Origin of the sequence: Sphingomonas sp., assembly GCF_017304635.1 — a bacterium.
Classification (GTDB): domain Bacteria; phylum Pseudomonadota; class Alphaproteobacteria; order Sphingomonadales; family Sphingomonadaceae; genus Sphingomonas.
Genome location: NZ_JAFKMA010000001.1, coordinates 1,127,665 through 1,146,341 on the forward strand (window position 1 = coordinate 1,127,665; position 18,677 = coordinate 1,146,341).

13 protein-coding genes and 1 tRNA gene are annotated in these 18,677 nt (G+C 66.7%); 4 read left to right on the top strand and 10 right to left on the bottom strand.

From position 1 onward, the window contains the following. Nucleotide 1: 1 nt before the first annotated feature. The 4 genes from gspF to J0I47_RS05765 form a co-directional block, all read right to left on the bottom strand. Nucleotides 2-1,228, bottom strand: coding sequence for a type II secretion system inner membrane protein GspF (gene gspF / locus J0I47_RS05750; protein ID WP_294045496.1), 1,227 nt, complete (start codon nt 1,226-1,228; stop codon nt 2-4). Then, the gene (locus J0I47_RS05755; RefSeq protein ID WP_294045892.1) at nt 1,221-2,708 is read right to left on the bottom strand and encodes an ATPase, T2SS/T4P/T4SS family; all 1,488 of its coding nucleotides are present in this window, start codon (nt 2,706-2,708) and stop codon (nt 1,221-1,223) included. The genes gspF and J0I47_RS05755 overlap by 8 nt, the downstream gene beginning before the upstream one ends. A 74-nt stretch (nt 2,709-2,782) precedes the next feature. Then, the gene (gene gspD, locus J0I47_RS05760) at nt 2,783-4,987 is read right to left on the bottom strand and encodes a type II secretion system secretin GspD (RefSeq protein ID WP_294045498.1); all 2,205 of its coding nucleotides are present in this window, start codon (nt 4,985-4,987) and stop codon (nt 2,783-2,785) included. Then, nucleotides 4,984-5,814 (bottom strand): type II secretion system protein N, encoded by an 831-nt coding sequence (locus J0I47_RS05765; RefSeq protein ID WP_294045499.1) that lies wholly within the window; start codon nt 5,812-5,814, stop codon nt 4,984-4,986. The genes gspD and J0I47_RS05765 overlap by 4 nt, the downstream gene beginning before the upstream one ends. Before the next feature lie 302 nt (nt 5,815-6,116). Between J0I47_RS05765 and J0I47_RS05770 the strand changes: the two genes are divergently transcribed. Further along, the gene (locus J0I47_RS05770) at nt 6,117-8,732 is read left to right on the top strand and encodes a TonB-dependent receptor (protein ID WP_294045500.1); all 2,616 of its coding nucleotides are present in this window, start codon (nt 6,117-6,119) and stop codon (nt 8,730-8,732) included. A gap of 365 nt (nt 8,733-9,097) precedes the next feature. On the opposite strand, the gene J0I47_RS05775 is transcribed toward J0I47_RS05770, so the two are convergent. From J0I47_RS05775 to lon, 3 genes are all read right to left on the bottom strand, one after another. Then, nucleotides 9,098-9,172: transfer RNA gene (locus tag J0I47_RS05775), tRNA-Val, on the bottom strand. Nucleotides 9,173-9,362: 190 nt separating this feature from the next. Next, entirely contained in the window at nt 9,363-9,635 is a 273-nt protein-coding gene (locus J0I47_RS05780) for an HU family DNA-binding protein (RefSeq protein WP_294040435.1), read from the bottom strand. A gap of 188 nt (nt 9,636-9,823) precedes the next feature. Then, nucleotides 9,824-12,220 carry an endopeptidase La gene (gene lon / locus J0I47_RS05785; RefSeq protein WP_294045502.1) on the bottom strand — a complete coding sequence of 799 codons (2,397 nt, stop codon included), beginning with the start codon at nt 12,218-12,220 and terminating at the stop codon, nt 9,824-9,826. On the opposite strand from lon, the gene J0I47_RS05790 reads away from it, so the two are divergent. Both J0I47_RS05790 and J0I47_RS05795 read left to right on the top strand, forming a co-directional pair. Then, entirely contained in the window at nt 12,219-14,000 is a 1,782-nt protein-coding gene (locus J0I47_RS05790; protein ID WP_294045503.1) for a M1 family metallopeptidase, read from the top strand. The two genes, lon and J0I47_RS05790, sit on opposite strands and share 2 nt — an antisense overlap. Nucleotides 14,001-14,042: 42 nt before the next feature. Then, nucleotides 14,043-14,648, top strand: a complete 606-nt coding sequence (locus J0I47_RS05795; protein ID WP_294045504.1) for an isoprenylcysteine carboxylmethyltransferase family protein — start codon at nt 14,043-14,045, stop codon at nt 14,646-14,648. Nucleotides 14,649-14,673: 25 nt separating this feature from the next. On the opposite strand, the gene J0I47_RS05800 is transcribed toward J0I47_RS05795, so the two are convergent. From J0I47_RS05800 to clpP, 3 genes are all read right to left on the bottom strand, one after another. Then, nucleotides 14,674-15,267 (bottom strand): GNAT family N-acetyltransferase, encoded by a 594-nt coding sequence (locus J0I47_RS05800; protein ID WP_294045506.1) that lies wholly within the window; start codon nt 15,265-15,267, stop codon nt 14,674-14,676. A gap of 3 nt (nt 15,268-15,270) precedes the next feature. Continuing rightward, nucleotides 15,271-16,536, bottom strand: a complete 1,266-nt coding sequence (gene clpX, locus J0I47_RS05805) for an ATP-dependent Clp protease ATP-binding subunit ClpX (protein ID WP_294045508.1) — start codon at nt 16,534-16,536, stop codon at nt 15,271-15,273. Between the two features lie 114 nt (nt 16,537-16,650). Then, nucleotides 16,651-17,325, bottom strand: a complete 675-nt coding sequence (gene clpP, locus J0I47_RS05810; protein WP_294045509.1) for an ATP-dependent Clp endopeptidase proteolytic subunit ClpP — start codon at nt 17,323-17,325, stop codon at nt 16,651-16,653. A 232-nt stretch (nt 17,326-17,557) separates the two neighbouring features. Here clpP and J0I47_RS05815 point away from each other — a divergent pair, with 232 nt between their 5' ends. Further along, complete coding sequence (locus J0I47_RS05815; protein ID WP_294045510.1) at nt 17,558-18,586, top strand: aldehyde reductase; 1,029 nt, start codon at nt 17,558-17,560, stop codon at nt 18,584-18,586. Nucleotides 18,587-18,677: the final 91 nt, after the last annotated feature.

The following is an 18,677-nucleotide window of genomic DNA, read 5'->3' on the forward strand; positions in this document are numbered from 1 at the left end:
CTCATTGTCCGGCAAGGGTTTCGAGTTGCAGGATCGGCAGCAGGATCGACAGCACGATCGACGCGACGATGCCGCCCATCACGACGATGATGATCGGTTCGAGCAGCGACAGCGCGGTCGCGGTGAAGCGGTCGAACTCGCGCTCGAGATAATCGGCGGCGCGTTCGAGCATTTCGTCGAGCCGCCCCGACGCCTCGCCGGATGCCGCCATATAGGTCAATAGCGGCGGGAACACGTCCGACCGCCGCATCGCCGCCGACAGGCTGCCGCCGCCACGGATCGAATCGACGATCTCGTCGGTCGCGGCGCGCAGGCGCAAATTGTTGATCGTCCCCGCCGTCAGCGCCAGGCCGTCGAGCAGCGGCAGGCGGCTCGCCACCATCGTCGCCAGCGTCCGCGCCATCCGCGCGGCATGGAGGTCGCGGATCAGCCGGCCCAGGAACGGCAGGCGCAGCAACGCGCTGTCGAACGTCAGCTTGACCGCGGGATTCCTGAGCGACCGCCAGATCGCGACGCCGATCGCGGCGATCAGCAACAGCATCAGCCACCAGTAATGCGCCATCACCCACGACACGCCCATCACCGCGCGCGTCAGGAACGGCAATTGCTGGCCGACATTGTCGAACTGTTCGACCACCTGCGGCACGACGAAGATCATCAGCGAAGCGACGACCAGCACCGCGACCAGCGCCAGCACGGTCGGATAAGCGAGCGCGGTCAGGATCTTGCCGCGAATCTCCGCCTGACGTTCGAGCAGGACCGACAGCCGTTCGAGGATCGTCGGCAGCGTCCCCGACCCCTCGCCCGCCGCGACCATCGCGCGGTAGAGCGGCGGGAAGCTCTTGGGCTCGCGCGCCATCGCCTCCGACAGGCGCCGGCCCTCGACGACGCCGGCATGGACCTTCTCGACCACCGTGCGGACATTGGCCTGTTCGGTCTGGCGCGTGATCGTCCGCAGCGACTCTTCGAGCGGCGCCACGCGGTTGAGCGTCGCCAATTGGCGCGTGAACAGCGTCAGCGCCTTGCCGTTCATCCGCGGCGCACCGCCCATCTCGAGCCGGAACGCCGTGCGCGTGCGCGGCGGCGGGCCGACACCCGGCTCGATCCGCACCACGTACATCCGCCGCCGGTCGAGCGTGTCGCGCGCCGCGTCGATGTCCGGCGCGGCGATATGCCCCTTCTGCTCGCGGCCGCCAGTGTCGATCGCGATATAGTCGAAGTCAGCCATCGCCCACCAGGTCGGCGACCTCGACGCGGGACACGCGCACGGCTTCCTCGGGCGTGGTGAGCCCGTCGCGCACCAGCCGCCGCGCCGCACTCGCCAGATTGTCGCTGCGCGCGAAGGCGTGTCGCGCGATCGCGACTTCGTCGCCGCCTTCGTTGATGAGCCGCCGGATCGTCTCGTCGACCCGCACCGCCTCGAACACGCCGATCCGGCCCTTGAACCCGGTCTGCGCGCACTGCTCGCACCCGCGCGGCTCATAGACGAGCGAGCCGATTTCGATCCCCAGCAGCGTCGCCAGCGCCTCGTCCGCCGCGACGGGGCGTCGGCAATGTTCGCACAATTTGCGCACCAGCCGCTGCGCGATCACCGCGCGCAGCGTCGAGGCGAGCAGGAACGGCTCGACCTTCATGTCGCGCATCCGCGTGATCGCGCCGACCGCGTCGTTGGTATGGACGGTGGACAGCACGAGATGCCCGGTCAGCGACGCCTGCACCGCGATCTCCGCCGTCTCGCGGTCGCGGATTTCGCCGACCATCACGACCTCCGGATCCTGGCGCAGGATCGCGCGCAGCCCGGCGGCGAAGGTCAGCCCGACCTTCGGGTTGACCTGCGTCTGGCTGACCCCCTCGATCGCATATTCGACCGGGTCCTCGATCGTCAGGATGTTGCGCGTGCCGTCGTTGAGCAGGCGCAGGGCGGCATAGAGCGTGGTGGTCTTGCCCGATCCGGTCGGTCCGGTGACCAGGACGATGCCGTTCGGTTCGGCGAGCGCGCCGCGCAACAGCCGATCGCTCGCGCTCGCCATGCCGAGCTGTTCGAGGTCGATCCCGGCATTGTCCTTGTCGAGGATGCGCAGCACCACGCGCTCACCCGCCCGGCTCGGCAGGGTCGAGACGCGCACGTCGAGCAGCTTGCCACCCAGCGTCAGGCCGATCCGGCCGTCCTGCGGCACGCGGCGCTCGGCGATGTCGAGCCGCGCCATCACCTTGATGCGGCTGACCACGACGGGCGCGACGTGCGGCGGCATGCGCAGCGTCTCGCGCAGCACGCCGTCGATCCGCATGCGGACGATCAGGCCGGTCTCGTAGGGCTCGATATGGATATCCGACACGCCGTTGCGCGCGGCATCGGCGATGATGCCGTTGATGAGCCGGATCGCCGGCGCGTCGTCGGCGGTGTCGAGCAGATCGTCCGCGGTCGGCAGGTCGCTCGCCAGCATGTCGAGCTCGCCGATGCCCAGCGACCCCGCCGCCATCGCCGCCGCCTGCCCGTCCATCGCGTAGAAATCGCCGAGCAGCCGGTCGAACGCGTCGGCCGGCACCGTTTCGACCCTGAACGACCGCCCGAGCGCACGGCGCAGTTCGAGCAGCACTTTCGGATCGGCGCCGTCGCGCAACGAGACGATAGGCTCGCCCTGGCCGGGATCGAGCACCACGCCGAACCGCCGCGCGAACAGGTATGGCACGCCGACCATCTCGGTCATCGGCAATGGCGGGTCGGACGGCGCCGGCGCTGGCGCTACCTCCGCCTCGACCACGTCGCCGATCCGGATCACGTTCATTGGCGCCGGATCCGCGTGGTGGTCGTCTTGACGGTCGGCACCGAGATGCGCGGATTCTCGATATTGCCGGGGATCGGCGCCGACGGGATCGGTGCGGCCGCGCCCATGTAATCGCGCACCAGCTGGTCGATCGACGGCTCCTCGTCGGGCCGCTGCCCGGCCTCCTGCAACCGCAGATAGCCGTAGCGCTGCTCGGTCGTGCGGCGCAGATCCTCGGGCGTCTTCATGATGCTGGCGCGGATGAAGACCATCAGGTTGGTCTTGCTGCGCGACTTGCCCTTCGACTTGAACAGATTGCCGAGCACCGGAATGTCGCCAAGCAGCGGGATCTTCTCGATCGTGTTGCGCTCCTCGTCGCTCAACAGCCCGCCGATCACGGCAATGCGGCCGTCGTCGACGATCTGCACGGTCTCGAGCTCGCGCTTGTTGAGGATCAGGTCCGAATTGTCGCTGCTGACCGGCCCGGCGATCGAACTGACCTGGAGCCGGAGATAGAGCTTCACCGATCCGCCCGAATTGACCTGCGGCCGGACGTCGAGCGAGATGCCGACATTCTCGCGCTGGGTCGTGCGGAACGTGTTGTCGAAATTGCTCGACAGCGCCTGCCCGGTGGTGATCGGGATTTCCTGCCCGACCAGGCTGTGCGCCTGCTGGTTGTCGATCGTGATGAGGTGCGGCACCTGCAACAGGTTCGACGTGGTGTCGCTCTTCACCGCATTGATGATCGTGCCGAAGATCGTGTCGCCGATCTTCCCGCCGAACCCGCCGAACCCGCCCGACGAACTGAGGATCGAGCTGATCGCCGATTGCGCGAGCGTGTCGCTGGCGGTGTTGTTGGTGGTCGTGACGGTCGTCGTGCCGTTGACCGTCGTGGTTGTCGTCGCCAGCTGGCGCGCGCCGATGGCGCCGGCGATCTGGAGGATGTTGGGCGCGGAGTTGGAGAAGGTCGACGCCGCGAACGCCCCGCCGGTGATGTTGCCGAGCACGAACTGCGTGCCCAGCCGCGAGGCGGTCGTGTCGGACACTTCGGCGACGATCGCCTCGATCAGTACCTGTTCGCGGCGCGTGTCGAGCTTGGCGATGACGTCGCTCAACTGCCGCTGGACGTCGGCCGGCGCCGCGATGACGATCGCGTTGGCGCCGGTGAAGCGCGTGATGACCGCGGCGCTGCGTCCGCCCAGGCCGGTGATCGCGGGGGTGCCGCCGGCCGTGGTGGTCGCCTGCGCGACTTGCGTGGCCGCCGCGATCGGCGCGGTGACGGTGGTGCCGGCGGTGGCGCCGTTCCCCGACTGGTTGCCGTTGAGCGTGTTGGTCGAGGGGGTCAGCCCCTGCGATTCAGGCGGCTGCGTGACCGGCTGGCCGACCAGTTGCTGCAACACCGGCAGCAGCTGCGCGGCATCGGCATTCTCCAGGAACACGACGCGGATTTCCTGGCCCTGGCTCGCCTTGCGGTCGAGGTCGAGCGCGATCGCCGACAGCCGCGCGACGGTCTTCGCATCGCCGCGGATAAGGACGGAGTTCGAGCTTTCGACCGCGACCACGCTGGCGTTGAACGTGCCGGTGCTGGGCACGCCCGCGCTGCCGCCGCCGCCGAGCAACGAGGTCAGGACGGTCGCGATCTCCTTGGCGCTCGCATGCTGCAACGGCACGATTCGCGTCGCCGCCCCGTCTGTGTCGAGCCGGCGCAGCACCTCGCGCACGCGGCGAACGTTGTCGGCGAAATCGACCACGACCAGCGAGTTGCTGCCCCGATTGGCGCTGACCGACCCTTGCGCGCTGACCAGCCCGCGCACGCTGTCGAGCGCTTGCGTCGCGTCGATCGAGCGCAGGCGGATGATCTCGGTCACGAAGGCATTGCGATTGGCACCCGCCGACCCGACCCGGGTCGGCTGCGCCGCTGCGCCTTCGACCGGCTGGATGCGGAAGGCGCCGTTGCTCGTCGGCACCGCGACATAGCCGTTGGCGCGCATCGTCGAGAGGAAGGTCTCGAAATATTCCGACTTGCTCAGTGGCCGTTCGCTGACGACGGTCACCTTGCCCTGGACGCGGCTGTCGATGATGAAGGTGCGACCGGTGACGCGAGCGGCATCGGCGATGTACGCGCGGATGTCCGCATCGCGCACGTTGACCGTCGTCTGCGCGACCAGCGGCTCGGCAAGGGCCAGCGCCATCAGCGCGGCGGCAAGGATCGGCTTTCTCATTGGCCCCTTATCGTGACGGCGAGCGGCAGCGTCTGCTGGCCGCGCTCGACGGTAATCATCAGATCGCTACCCGGTTTGAGACCCGCCAGCGCGCGCTCGACATCGGCCGGGCCGTTGAGCTGGACCCCGCCCGCCACGGTGATGACGTCGCCGTCGCGCAAGCCGATCGAATGGAATGCGGTGCCGTTACCCTGGGGGTGAACGATCAGTCCGGCAATCCGGCCATCGGCGATCCGTGGCGAGAATGCGATGTCCGATCGGACCTGGCTGGCCGTGACGGTGCCCGGGTCGACCGCGCGGGTGTTCGGCACGCCCGGCGCCGGGGCCGACGCGGGGTTGGCCGAGGCGGGACCGCCCGATTGATCGATATAGAGTTCCTCGGGCACGCCGCCGCGCTCGATCGTGACGTGGTCGAACGCCACTGCCTTCAACCGCACGCCCGGCACGATCTCCTCGCCGACGCCGACGCTGTTCTGGACGCCGTCCGGCCCGGCGATGATCGCCGACGCCTGGCCCGACGCATCGTCGAGGCGCGTGCCGTAGAGCGTCAGTTGCAGCGACGTCACCGTCGTCGCCGGCGCGCCTGCGCCCGACACGCGGAAGAACGGATCGATCGTCGACAGGATCGAGCCGGGCGCCCCCCCGACCCCTGCCGGCGCGATCCGCCAGTCGCCGAGCGGACCGAGCGGCGTCACCATCGCATAGAACAGCCGCGCGCACTGCACTGCCAGCACCGCGAGCAGCACCAGTTCGCCCAGCGAATAGACGTTCACGGCCGGCAACCGGCGGAGCAGAGCCCGCGCGCGAGGATTGAATTTCAATCGCATGATGCGCTCGCCATCCCTCCGGCTAGCCCCGCAACGTATCCGAAGTGTGTCATCGTGGTACGTTTAGCCGAACGAGCGGCGCTGGCGACAACCATTTTTACCCCAGCGCGAAATCGGTTTTCGTGTCGAGTCTCAAAAGAGTCATCGAACCGTTACCCAACCGTCACCGTCCTTTCGCCGACCTGTCGCAATCCCGGCCTAACCGCCGCGACAGACGCACCGCGCCGGGACCGATTCCGGACGTGACGGTCGTCGCAAACGGGTTGTCGAGCGCAATGACGCGCCGACCGGGGAGATACAAAATGACGTTCGACCGAGGCTTTCGCCGTTATCTGCTGCTGGGCGGCGCCGCGCTGGCGCTGACCGCATCGCCGGCCATGGCACAGGAGGCCGCGAGCGGCCCGGCCGCGCCGACCACCGCTCCCGCCGCCGACGCGCCGCAGGAAGCCGGCGCGTTGCAGGACATCGTGGTCACCGCGACCAAGGTCGCGACCAACCTGCAGAAGACGCCGATCTCGATCAGCGTGCTGAGCACCGAGGCGTTGCAGGATCGCCACGTGCAGAGCCTGTTCAACCTGGCCGACGGCACCGTCCCGTCGCTGCGCGTCGCCACGTTCGAAGCTCGCCAGTCGGCGCTGACCATCGGTATCCGCGGCATCGTCCCCTACGACCAGAACCAGACCGCGCGTGACGGCGGTGTCAGCGTCTATATCGACGGGGTCGCGCTGGGTAAGACGCAAGGCCTCAACGCCGCGCTGTTCGACATCGAGCGGATCGAAGTGCTGAAGGGTCCGCAGGGCACGCTGTTCGGCCGCAACACCGAAGGCGGCGCGCTGTCGCTGGTCACCCGCGCGCCGACCGGCGAGTTCGACGGCCGCATCTCGGCCGGCCTGGGCAATTACGGCAGCCGCAGCAGCGAGGTCCATATCGACCTGCCGGCGTTCGCCAATGTCGCGATCAAGCTCGACGGCGTCTATCAGCACCAGGATCCGACCGTGAAGGACCCACTCGCGGGCTCGACCGGCTGGAACTATTACGACCGCAAGGGCGGCCGCATCGCCGCGCGCTGGAAGCCGGTCGACGGCTTCACCGCCGACATCGCGTACGACTATGCCAAGGACGACAACACGCCGCAGTTCAGCCAGCTGCTGAGCTACAACCCGAACGGCTATCAGGTCGGCACCTACACCAACCCGGTGAGCGGCGCCGTCGGGACGCAGCTATACCTGCCGACCGCCGTGAACGGCGCGGCAGTCACGTGCGGCGGCACCAGCGCCACGGTCTGCATCGCGCCGAAGGGCCCGCTGGTCAACGTCCACACCCAGCGTCAGACCAGCGCCGATATCGGCGTGCCGCAGCAGCCGAGCGTCGACATCACGCACGGCGTCTCCGCCAACCTGCGCTACACCGCGGCGCCGTGGCTCGAACTGCGCTCGATCACCGCATGGCGCGGCGTTTCGACCGACCAGTGGGACAATTCGGGCGGTCCGGCTCGCGTGACCTTCCAGCCGTCGGTGTCGGCGACGACCGGCCTGTTCAGCCGCTACAGCCTCTCGTTCCTGCGCCAGCACCAGTTCAGCCAGGAATTCCAGGCGGTCGGCAGCTCGAACGGCTTCAACTACGTGCTCGGCGCCTATTACTATACCGAGCACGCCACCGAATACGCCGCGACGCCGTCGAGCAACCAATGGAATGGCGACGGCACCGGCTACGTCATCCGCAGCCCGATCGTGACGGGCACGGTGACCTCGGGCAATTCGGGCTACCAGCCCTACGCGCCGTCGTGCAGCAACACGCTGGCATCCACCGTTCCGCAGTTCACCAACAGCTGCCAGTTCATCACGCGCGCCAGCGAAGCGTACGATCACAACTACTCGGTGTTCGGCAACCTGACCTACACGCCGGACGGAATGGACTCGCTCCACTTCACGGCCGGCGGTCGCTGGACCAAGGACAAGCGCCGCGGCCGGCTCTACGTGGTCAACAATACGCCGCAGGGGTTCACCTTCTCGAACAGCATCAGCCGGTTCGACCCGATGTTCAACGTCGCGATCGATGCGACGCAGGACGTCCATCTCTACGCCAAGTACTCGACCGGCTTCCGCGCCGGCGGCGCCAACGACCGCTCGCAGAGCTTCAACCAGTTCGGGCCGGAATCGGTCAAGTCGTACGAAGTCGGCGCCAAGATGGACTTCTGGGATCACAAGGGTCGTCTGAACCTTGCCGGCTACATCATGGACCGCAAGAACACGCAGTTCGACTTCGATATCTATGATACGCAGGCGGGCAGCCCGACGTTCAACAGCCACATCGAGCAGACGGTGAATGCGGGCAACACCAAGATCCGGGGTATCGAAGCGGATCTGACGTTGCGCCCGGTTCCGGAACTGACGCTGAGTGCCTCGTACGCCTACACCTACTGGAAGGCACCGTCGGCGGTGAACCCGACCTTGGGCGGCCCGGCGCAGCAGCTGTACATCGTCTACACGCCGAACAATGCGGCGTCGGGCGCGATCGATTACGAGGTGCCGGTAGCCGCTGGCGATACCAAGGTGCGCTTCCACCTCGACGCCAACTATGCGAGCAGCCAGTACAGCTTCCAGCTCGAGCCGACCAAGACCGACCCGAGCTTCGTGATGAACGGCCGCATCGCGCTCACCGACATCAATGTCGGCGACCGCAACAAGGTGACGCTGGCGTTCTGGGTGCGCAACCTGCTCGACCATACGTACATCTATCGCCGCTCGGCCGCGAACTCGTCGCCGGTGCTCAACTATTGCGGCAGCAACGGCCTGAACGGCACGGCGGCCTGCACGCCGAACACGCTGATTTCGACCAACTATGGCGGTATCCTCGGCGATTACGGCAACCTCAACCCGCCGCGGACCTGGGGTTTCGAGCTCAGCGCAAAGTTCTGATCTTCGGATCGGAGCCCAAAAGGGGGAAAGGCGGTGCGCGCAAGCGCGCCGCCTTTTTTGCGCAGTCGGCGAGACGAACTAGCAACGCTAGTTCGCACACCGACCAGCACGGCCGACGGCGCCAAAGGCGCCGGTCGACGACGCGGCTTCGCCGCGGCGCCAGGCGAGATGACGCCGTAACGGCGCTCACGATTGCCGACGGCCTCGCGGTCCCGCTACGCAGCCTTCCCCGGACGGCATACGATATCGGCCACACGGAAACGCGCCGCGGCAGAGCCGCGTCGTCGGACCTCGACAGAGCCGAGGCCGGCCGCGCTGGCGAACGTGCGGATCAGCTACGCTCATCCGTCTCACTCGTTGCGCGATGGTGGGCGCGACAGGGATTGAACCTGTGACCCCACCCGTGTGAAGGGTGTGCTCTACCGCTGAGCTACGCGCCCGATCGCCTGCCCCATTGCGGAGCCGCAAAAGGAAGGGGCGACGTCCAGCGTCGCCCCGATGTCGTCGCCTTAGGACGATCGGCGGGCCGTTGTCCAGCCCGTAAATGGGACCCATGACGGGGACTCGAACCCCGCAAACGATGCGTCGCCGAGACGCCCCGCCCCCGCCGACCGGGTCAGGGTCGCAAGCTCAGTTGACCGAGTCCTTCAGCCCCTTGCCCGCCTTGAACTTCGGCTGGCTCGACGCCTTGATTGTCATCGGCTCGCCGGTGCGCGGATTGCGGCCGGTCGAGGCCTTGCGCTTCGACACCGAGAACGTGCCGAACCCGACCAGGCGAACCTCGTCGCCCTTCTTGAGCGCGCCGCCGATCACGTCGAACACGGCCTCCACGGCCTTGGATGCATCGCCCTTGCTCAGGCCCGCCGTGTCGGCGACCGAAGCGATCAGCTCCTGCTTGTTCATCGGACTCGAAACCCCCGTTTTGAGTTTGTTGTTCTGAAAGAGACTCGCCTCCTTCCGGAGACAGGCGGCGCAGTAAGGCGATGGACTCGGGTCGAGTCAAACCGTTTCCATCGCGCCATCGTCTCGTCGCAGGATTATGCGGCAGACCGTTTCGGCCCTATTCCGGTCGATCTGCCGCCTGATCGAGATCAGTGATGCATTTCACCCGCGGGTGCGATCGGCGCCGGCGGTTGCGCCGCCAGCTCGTCCGCCTCGGTCCAGTCGATCGCTTCGAGCGGACCGGTCAGCGCCAGCCGCAGCACCTCGTCGACATGCTCGACCGGCACGATCGTAAGACCCTCGCGGATGTTGGCCGGGATTTCGGCGAGGTCCTTCTCGTTCTCCTTGGGGATCAGCACCGTCTCGATCCCGCCGCGCAACGCCGCGAGCAGCTTCTCCTTCAGCCCGCCGATCGGCAGCACCCGCCCACGCAGCGTCACCTCGCCGGTCATCGCCACCTCGCGCCGCACCGGCACGCCGGTCAGCGTCGAGACGATCGACGTCACCAAACCGATCCCGGCCGACGGCCCGTCCTTCGGCACCGCGCCTTCGGGCAGGTGGACGTGGATGTCCTTGCGCGCGAACAGGCTCGGCTTGATGCCGTAGGACGGCGAGCGTGCCTTGATGAAGCTCATCGCCGTCTCGGCGCTTTCCTTCATTACGTCGCCCAGCTTGCCGGTCAGCTTGATCGCGCCCTTGCCCGGCACGGTGACACTCTCGATCGTCAGCAATTCGCCGCCGACCTCGGTCCACGCCAGGCCCGTCACCGCGCCGATCTGGTGCTCGGTTTCCGACAGACCGTGACGGTACTTCTGCACACCGGCATATTCATGAAGGTTGTCGGGCGTGATCGTCACGCTGGTCGCCTTGCCCTCCAGGATCTGGCGCAGCGCCTTGCGTGCCAGCTTCGCGATCTCGCGCTCCAGCGTGCGCACGCCGGCCTCGCGCGTATAGCGCTGGATCAGCGCGCGCAGGCCCGCATTGGTCAGGACGAACTCGCCGTCCTTCAACCCGTGCGTCTCGATCTGCTTGGCGATCAGGTGGCGTTCGGCGATCTCGACCTTCTCGTCCTCGGTGTAGCCTTCGAGCCGGATGATCTCCATGCGGTCGAGCAACGGCTGCGGCAGGTTGAGCGTGTTCGCCGTCGTCACGAACATCACGTCCGACAGGTCGATGTCGATTTCGAGATAATGGTCGTTGAACTTGTTGTTCTGCTCCGGATCGAGCACCTCGAGCAGGGCCGACGCAGGATCGCCACGGAAATCCTGGCCCAGCTTGTCGATCTCATCGAGCAGGAACAGCGGGTTCGACGCGCCGGCCTTCTTCAGGTTGGTGACGATCTTGCCCGGCAGCGAGCCGATATAGGTACGGCGATGGCCGCGAATCTCGGCCTCGTCGCGCACGCCGCCCAGCGACTGGCGGATGAACTCGCGCCCCGTCGCCTTGGCGATCGACTTGCCGAGGCTGGTCTTGCCCACGCCCGGCGGGCCGACCAGGCACAGGATCGGGCCCTTCAGCTTGTTGGTCCGCGCCTGCACCGCCAGATATTCGACGATCCGGTCCTTGACCTTCTCCAGCGCGTAATGGTCCTCGTCGAGCACCGCCTGCGCCGCCGCGATGTCCTTCTTCAGCTTCGACTTCTTGCCCCACGGCAGTCCGAGCAGCACGTCGAGATAGTTGCGCACGACGGTCGCCTCGGCCGACATCGGCGCCATCGTCTTCAGCTTCTTCAGCTCGGCGGTCGCCTTGGTCCGCGCTTCCTTCGACAGCTTGAGCGTCGCGATCTTCTGGGTCAGCTCGGCGATCTCGTCGCCGTCGCCTTCCTCACCCTCGTTGCCGAGTTCGCGCTGGATCGCCTTCAACTGTTCGTTGAGGTAATATTCGCGCTGAGTCTTCTCCATCTGGCGCTTGACCCGCGACTTGATCTTCTTCTCGACCTGCAAGACGCCGAGCTCGCCTTCCATGAAGGCATAGACCATTTCGAGCCGCTTGGAGAGGTCGAGCTCGACCAGCAGCGCCTGCTTCTCGGCGACCTTGATCGCGATGTTGCCGGCGATCGAATCGGCCAGCCGCGACGCGTCGTCGATCTCGCCCATCTGTACCGCCGTCTCGGCCGGCAGCTTGCGGTTGAGCTTCGAATAATTCTCGAACTGCTCGACCACCGACCGCATCAGCGCGGTGACTTCCATGGTCGGCGCGACGTCCTGGTCGATCCGCTCGACCTCGGCGGTCAGATGATCGCCCGTCCCTTCCAGCGCCACCAGGTTGGCGCGCGCCTTGCCCTCGACCAGCACGCGCACGGTGCCGTCGGGCAGCTTCAGCAATTGCAGGATCGTCGCGATCACGCCCATGTCGTAGACGTCGTCGCGACCGGGATCGTCCTGACCGGGATCGAGCTGCGCCACCAGGAAGATTTCCTTGTCGGCGGCCATCGCGGTTTCCAGCGCGGCAACCGACTTGTCGCGGCCGACGAACAGCGGCACGATCATGTGCGGAAACACCACGATGTCGCGCAACGGCAGAACGGGGAAGGATTGGGTCGTCATGAACACTCCGGGAGCGCCGGACAGCGGCGCGTTTGCCCATCTATATGGGAAGCGTAAGCGTTCCATCAATCGCTGGCTGATCGCGGCGGCCGGTGGCGCGCTGGCGGCATCCGCGAGCGCGCAAGTCGCGTTGCCCAGGAAGGGCGAGCCGCCGCTGACCGCGCAGACGCAGCGGTCCGGCGGACCGATCGATCCCGATCAGGCCAAGCTCCAGTTCGACACCGCCGATCTGTCGTTCGAAATCCTGCCGACGACCGAGCAGTTGCGCGGCAAGGCGGTGCTGACCTTCACCGCCAGGGCGCCGCTCGATGTGCTGGTGATAGACCTCGACCGCAATCTGGGACCGCAAGCGATCGCGATCGACGGCAAGCCCCTGCCCCGCGCCGCGTTCGCCAATCCGGAAGGACGGCTGACGATCAAGCTGCCACGCCGCTATGCGACCGGGCAGAAGGTGGTGGCGACGATCACCTATGGCGGCACGCCGCACGTCGCGGTGAAGGCGCCGTGGGACGACGGCGTCGTCTGGTCGAAGACGCCCGACGGCCAATTGTTCTTCGCCACCACGACCGAGGGCTATGGCTGCGACATCCTGTGGCCGTGCCTCGACTTCCCGCAGGGCGAGCCCGGCCGCGTCGACCTCCACATTACCGTGCCCAAGGGGCTGAAGGCGCCGTCCAACGGCGTGCTGCGCGGCGTCGACACGCTGCCCGACGGGCGGACCATCTGGAACTGGTCGGTCAAGCACCCCAACACCTACGCGATCGCGCTCAATGTCGCGCCCTACGAGGTGATTTCGGGCGAGTATAAGAGCCGCTTCGGCAACACGATCCCGATGTATTACTGGTATCTGCCGGGCGAGGAGGCGAAGGCGAAGGCGCTGTTCGCCGAATTCGCGCCGACGCTCGATTTCTACGAGGCGAATGTCGGCCCCTATCCCTTCGGCGACGAGAAGATGGGCGTGGTCGAGACCCCGCACATGGGCATGGAGCACCAGACCATCAACGCCTATGGCAACGGCTACAAGAAGGCGCCGGAGGGGTTCGACTGGCTGTTCCAGCACGAATTCGGCCACGAATGGTTCGGCAACCAGCTCACCGCGGCCAATTGGGACGATTACTGGCTGCACGAGGGATATGAGGAATATATGCAGCCGGCCTACGGGCTGTGGCGCGAAGGCTTCGCTCGCTACGCCACGATGATGGACAGCCAGCGCAACAAGATCGAGAACAAGGTGCCGATCGTCCGCGGCCGCTGGATCACCGAGGAGGAAGTGTACGAGGCCGACAAGGGCGGCCCGGGACAGGACATCTATTACAAGGGCGCGTGGATGCTCCACACGCTGCGCTGGCTGCTCGGCGACAAGGATTTCTGGGACGTCACCCGGCTGGAAGTCTATGGCCGCCCCGACCCCCGCCCCGGCAATTTCGCGCCGCGCTACGGCTCGACCGCGGAATATGAGGGGTTCGTGAAACGCGTCACCGGCAAGGACTATCGCTGGTTCTTCGACGTCTATCTGCGCCGCGCGGCGCTGCCCGATCTGGTCGAAGCGCGCACCGGAACCACGCTGACCCTGATCTGGATGACACCCGACGACCTCCCCTTCCCGATGCCGATCGAGGTGATGGTCGACAACAAGCTACGCCGCATCGACATGCCGGGCGGCACCGCGACGATCGCCGTCCCCGCCGACGCGCACGTCGTAGTCGATCCCTATGCTCGCGTGCTGCGGCGATCGAAGGCGGTCGAGGATTATCAGGCCGGGTTGCGCAAGCCGTCTTAGGCTGCATGATCGCAGTGATGCACGATCGCTAGAGAGGCGCCGATGATCGCTCAAATCCCGCAAGATCCGGTCGGCTGGCCCAGCCTGCTGGTCATCGCCCTCGGTTTCGCGGCGTTTTTCGTCGCGCTCCTGGTCGCGCGATCGCGCGTCAGGGCGGCTCCTGCGGCCAACGTTGCGCAGATGGCGCCGATGACGCGGCTGTGGATCATTGTGCAGGGCGTTGGGATCGGCATTGCCGGGTTCGGCCGGATCGACGCGGCGCTCGACCCCGCCTCGCCGCGGGCGATCGCCGAAGCGATCGTCGTCGCGACCCTGATGTTCGGCGCGGTCGCACTGTTCAACGCCTCGTCCCGCGCGATGGGCAAGAACTGGGCGATCGTCGCCCAGACCCGCAGCGACCATCTGCTCGTCGAAAGCGGCCCGTTCAAATGGGTGCGCAACCCGATCTACGTCGCGATGTCGTTCTTCATGTTCGCGATGGCGATCGCGTTCGGCCACACTCGCAACCTGATCGTCGCGATACCGGTATTCGCGCTCGGCACCTGGATGCGCGTGGCGCGCGAGGAATATCTGCTTCGCACGCAATTCGGCGCGGCTTACGACGCCTATGCCAACCGCGTGAAGCGGTTCGTGCCAGGGGTTTTTTGAGGTTGTCGAGCGACCGGTTGGTTGCCTAATCGGGCGGTCGCAGCATCGACCAGAATTTCGGGCCGCCCTTCGGCACGTGCCACTCGCCGGTGACCGCGAAGCCGAGCGATTGATAGAGGCCGACATTGCTTTCGGTCGCGGTCTCCAGATAGGCGGGCATGCCATCGACCGCCACGCGGGCGAGACCTTCGCGGATCGAGCCCTTGCCGAGCCCCTGCCCCTGCGAACCCGGATCGACCCCGGCGATGTGGAGGTACCAGTGCCGCTGCGGCGGGGCATGCTCGTCGATCGCATCGGCGACGCGCAACGCGCGCGGGATCGCGGTGCCGAGCGCGCCGATCAGCGGCAGAGCATGGCGGAGCATGTAAACGAGGCTCGGCGGCGTGCGGCCCGGCGCCTGCCACAGGGTCGCCGCCTGCGAGTGGCCGGTGACGAGGCGCATCCCGGCCGAATCTTCATCTAACAACAGCGCGAACAGCCGCGGCAGGCGTTTCGTACGCACCACGGGATCGGGAAAGACGTACGACATCGCCGGATCGTCGGCGAACGCCCGCCCGAGCATCGCGGCGATGGCGGTGCGGTCGGCGGCGGTTGCCTCTCGGATCGCCGCCGCCGTCACGGATCAGGCCGCGTCGCCCGCCTTCTTCTTCTCGGCATAGACGCGGATCGGTTCCTTCGACCCGAGCACCACGTCCTTGTCGATCATCACCTCGTCGACCCCGTCCATGCCGGGCAGGTCGAACATCGTGTCGAGTAGAATGCCCTCCAGGATCGACCGGAGCCCGCGCGCGCCGGTCTTGCGATCGATCGCCTTCTTGGCGACGGTCGATAGCGCGTCGTCGGTGAAGCCGAGCTTCACGTCCTCCATGTCGAACAACTTCTGGTACTGCTTGACCAACGCGTTCTTCGGCTCGCTCAAGATCTTGACCAGCGCCGTCGTGTCGAGGTCTTCCAGCGTCGCGATCACCGGCAAACGGCCGACGAATTCGGGGATCAGGCCGAACTTCAGCAGATCCTCGGGCTCGACGTTCTTGAGCACTTCGCCGGTACGCCGCTCCTCGGGGCTCGCGACGAACGCGCCGAAACCGATCGACTTGCCCTGCTGGCGATCGGCGATGATCTTCTCGAGGCCACTGAACGCACCGCCGCAGATGAACAGGATGTTGGTGGTGTCGACCTGCAGGAACTCCTGCTGCGGATGCTTGCGGCCACCCTGCGGCGGCACGGAAGCGGTGGTGCCTTCCATCAGCTTGAGCAGCGCCTGCTGCACGCCCTCACCCGACACGTCGCGGGTGATAGAGGGGTTCTCGGCCTTGCGCGAAATCTTGTCGATCTCGTCGATATAGACGATCCCGCGCTGTGCCCGCTCGACGTTGTAGTCCGAGGCCTGGAGCAGCTTGAGGATGATGTTCTCGACGTCCTCGCCGACGTAACCGGCCTCGGTCAGCGTCGTCGCATCGGCCATCGTGAACGGCACGTCGAGGATGCGCGCTAGCGTCTGCGCGAGCAACGTCTTGCCGCAGCCGGTCGGACCGACCAGCAGGATGTTCGACTTGGCGAGCTCGACATCGGCGCCCTTGGCGCCGTGGTTGAGCCGCTTGTAATGGTTGTGCACTGCCACCGACAGCACGCGCTTGGCGCGGCGCTGGCCGATCACGTAATCGTCGAGCACGTCGCAGATTTCCTGCGGGGTCGGCACCCCGCCGTCCTTCTTGCTGACCAGCGCGGACTTGGTTTCCTCGCGGATGATGTCGTTGCACAGCTCGACGCATTCGTCGCAGATGAACACGGTCGGGCCGGCGATGAGCTTGCGGACTTCGTGCTGCGACTTGCCGCAGAACGAGCAATAGAGCGTGCTCTTGGAATCGCCGCCGCTGAGTTTCGTCATTCAAACTTTCCTTCGCCCCGACGGGGGCTTGAGCGTCGGGCAGTGTAACCCGACGCTCTTCATTACCACAATCACCAAAATAAGGCGTTTACGACGATCGCCTTTCGCCAGCGTTTACGCCGCCTGCGCTTCGTCCGCGGGCGCCGGGCGCTTGTCGAACACCTCGTCGACCAGCCCGAACGCCTTCGCTTCCTCGGCCTCGAGGAAATTGTCGCGGTCCATCGCGCGTTCGATCACCTCGATCGGCTGGCCGGTATATTTCGCATAGAGCGTGTTCATGCGGTGCCGGATACGCAGGATTTCCTTCGCCTGGATCTCGATGTCCGACGCCATGCCCTGCGCGCCGCCCGACGGCTGGTGGATCATGATCCGAGCATTGGTCAGCGCGACGCGCATGCCCGGCTCGCCCGCCGCCAGCAGGAAGCTGCCCATCGACGCCGCCTGGCCGATGCACACCGTGCCGACGCGCGGACGGATGTATTGCATGGTGTCGTGGATCGCCATGCCCGCCGTGACGACGCCGCCCGGCGAGTTGATGTACATGAAGATGTCCTTCTTCGGGTTCTCGGACTCGAGGAAGAGCAGCTGCGCGGTGATGAGCGAGGCCATATGGTCCTCGACCGGTCCGACGACGAAGATGATCCGCTCGCGCAGCAGCCGCGAATAGATGTCGAAGCTGCGCTCGCCGCGGTTGGACTGTTCGATGACGATCGGCACCAGCCCGCCGGTCACGGGATCGATCTGGAAGCCGGGAGGCGTGAACTGGCCGGTTTCGAACGGATTCATCATGGGAAGTCTCTTGGTCCTTATGCCCTGGTCCGCCCTACATCGGCGCTCGGGATGCGGGGCGCAAGGGGGCGGCTTGGTGAACGGAAGTTGGCGAAGGTGACGCGGCGCGGCCGGTCGACGCGCCGCCGGATGCAAGCCGTGCCGGCGGAGCATGACAGGGCAAGTCCAACATTGCCAGCCCGCTTGCGCCGGGACGCGGCCGTCGCCACCTTGTCGGAAAGGGAGAACGGTCATGAGCACAGTTCTGGTCACCGGCGGGTCGGGGTTCGTCGGCGGGCACGTCATCCTGCAATTGCTGGCGGACGGCCACATCGTGCGGACGACGGTGCGCAGCCTGGCGAAGGAAGCCGCGGTCCGCGACGCGCTGGCACAGGCGGGGGCGAGCGGTCTCGACCGGCTGAGCTTCTTCGCCGCCGACCTCGAACAGGATGCCGGCTGGGCGGAGGCGGTCGCGGGATGCGACTATGTCCAGCACGTCGCCTCTCCCTTCCCGATCGCCCAGCCCAAGGACGAGAACGAACTGATCCGCCCCGCCGTCGACGGCACGCTCCGCGTGCTCCGCGCGGCGCGCGACGCGGGCGTGAAGCGAGTCGTGCTGACCTCGTCGTTCGCCGCGATCGGCTATGGCCATGGCGACCGCGATGCCGACTATACCGAGGCCGACTGGACTGATGTCCAACAGCCCGCGGTTCAGCCCTATATGAAGTCGAAAACGCTCGCCGAACGCGCGGCGTGGGACTTTATCGGCTCGGAAGTTGGCGCCCCCGAGCTCGCGGTGGTGAATCCGGTCGGCATCTTCGGCCCGGCGTTGAATGGCGACCTGTCTACCTCGGTCGAACTGGTGAAGCGCGTGATCGAGGGCAAGCTGCCCGGCGTGCCCAGGCTCTACATGGGGGCGGTCGACGTGCGCGACGTGGCGGGGATGCAGGTCAAGGCGATGACCGCGCCGGAGGCGGCGGGCCAGCGGTTCCTGGCGGTCGCCGGCCCGGCGCTGTCGTTCCACGAAATGGCGGAGATACTGCGGCAGGGCCTGGGTCCGCGCGGCGCCAAGGCGAAGCTGCGGGAATTGCCCGACTGGCTGGTGCGGCTGGTCGCGATCGTCAATCCGCTGGCGCGCGAGGCGATCCCACGGCTCGGCATCCGCGCCAATGCCAGCAATGCCAAGGCGCGCGAAGTGCTGGGCTGGCGCTTCCGCTCGAGCGAGGAAGCGATCGTGGCGAGCGGGGAGAGTTTGTTCGCGCTCGGGCTGGTCGCCGAATGACTGCGTCCCTCCCCAACCGCCTCCCCGGCGAAGGCCGGGGTCCAGTTGCGACTGGCCTGATACTGGGCCCCGGCCTTCGCCGGGGTGGGAT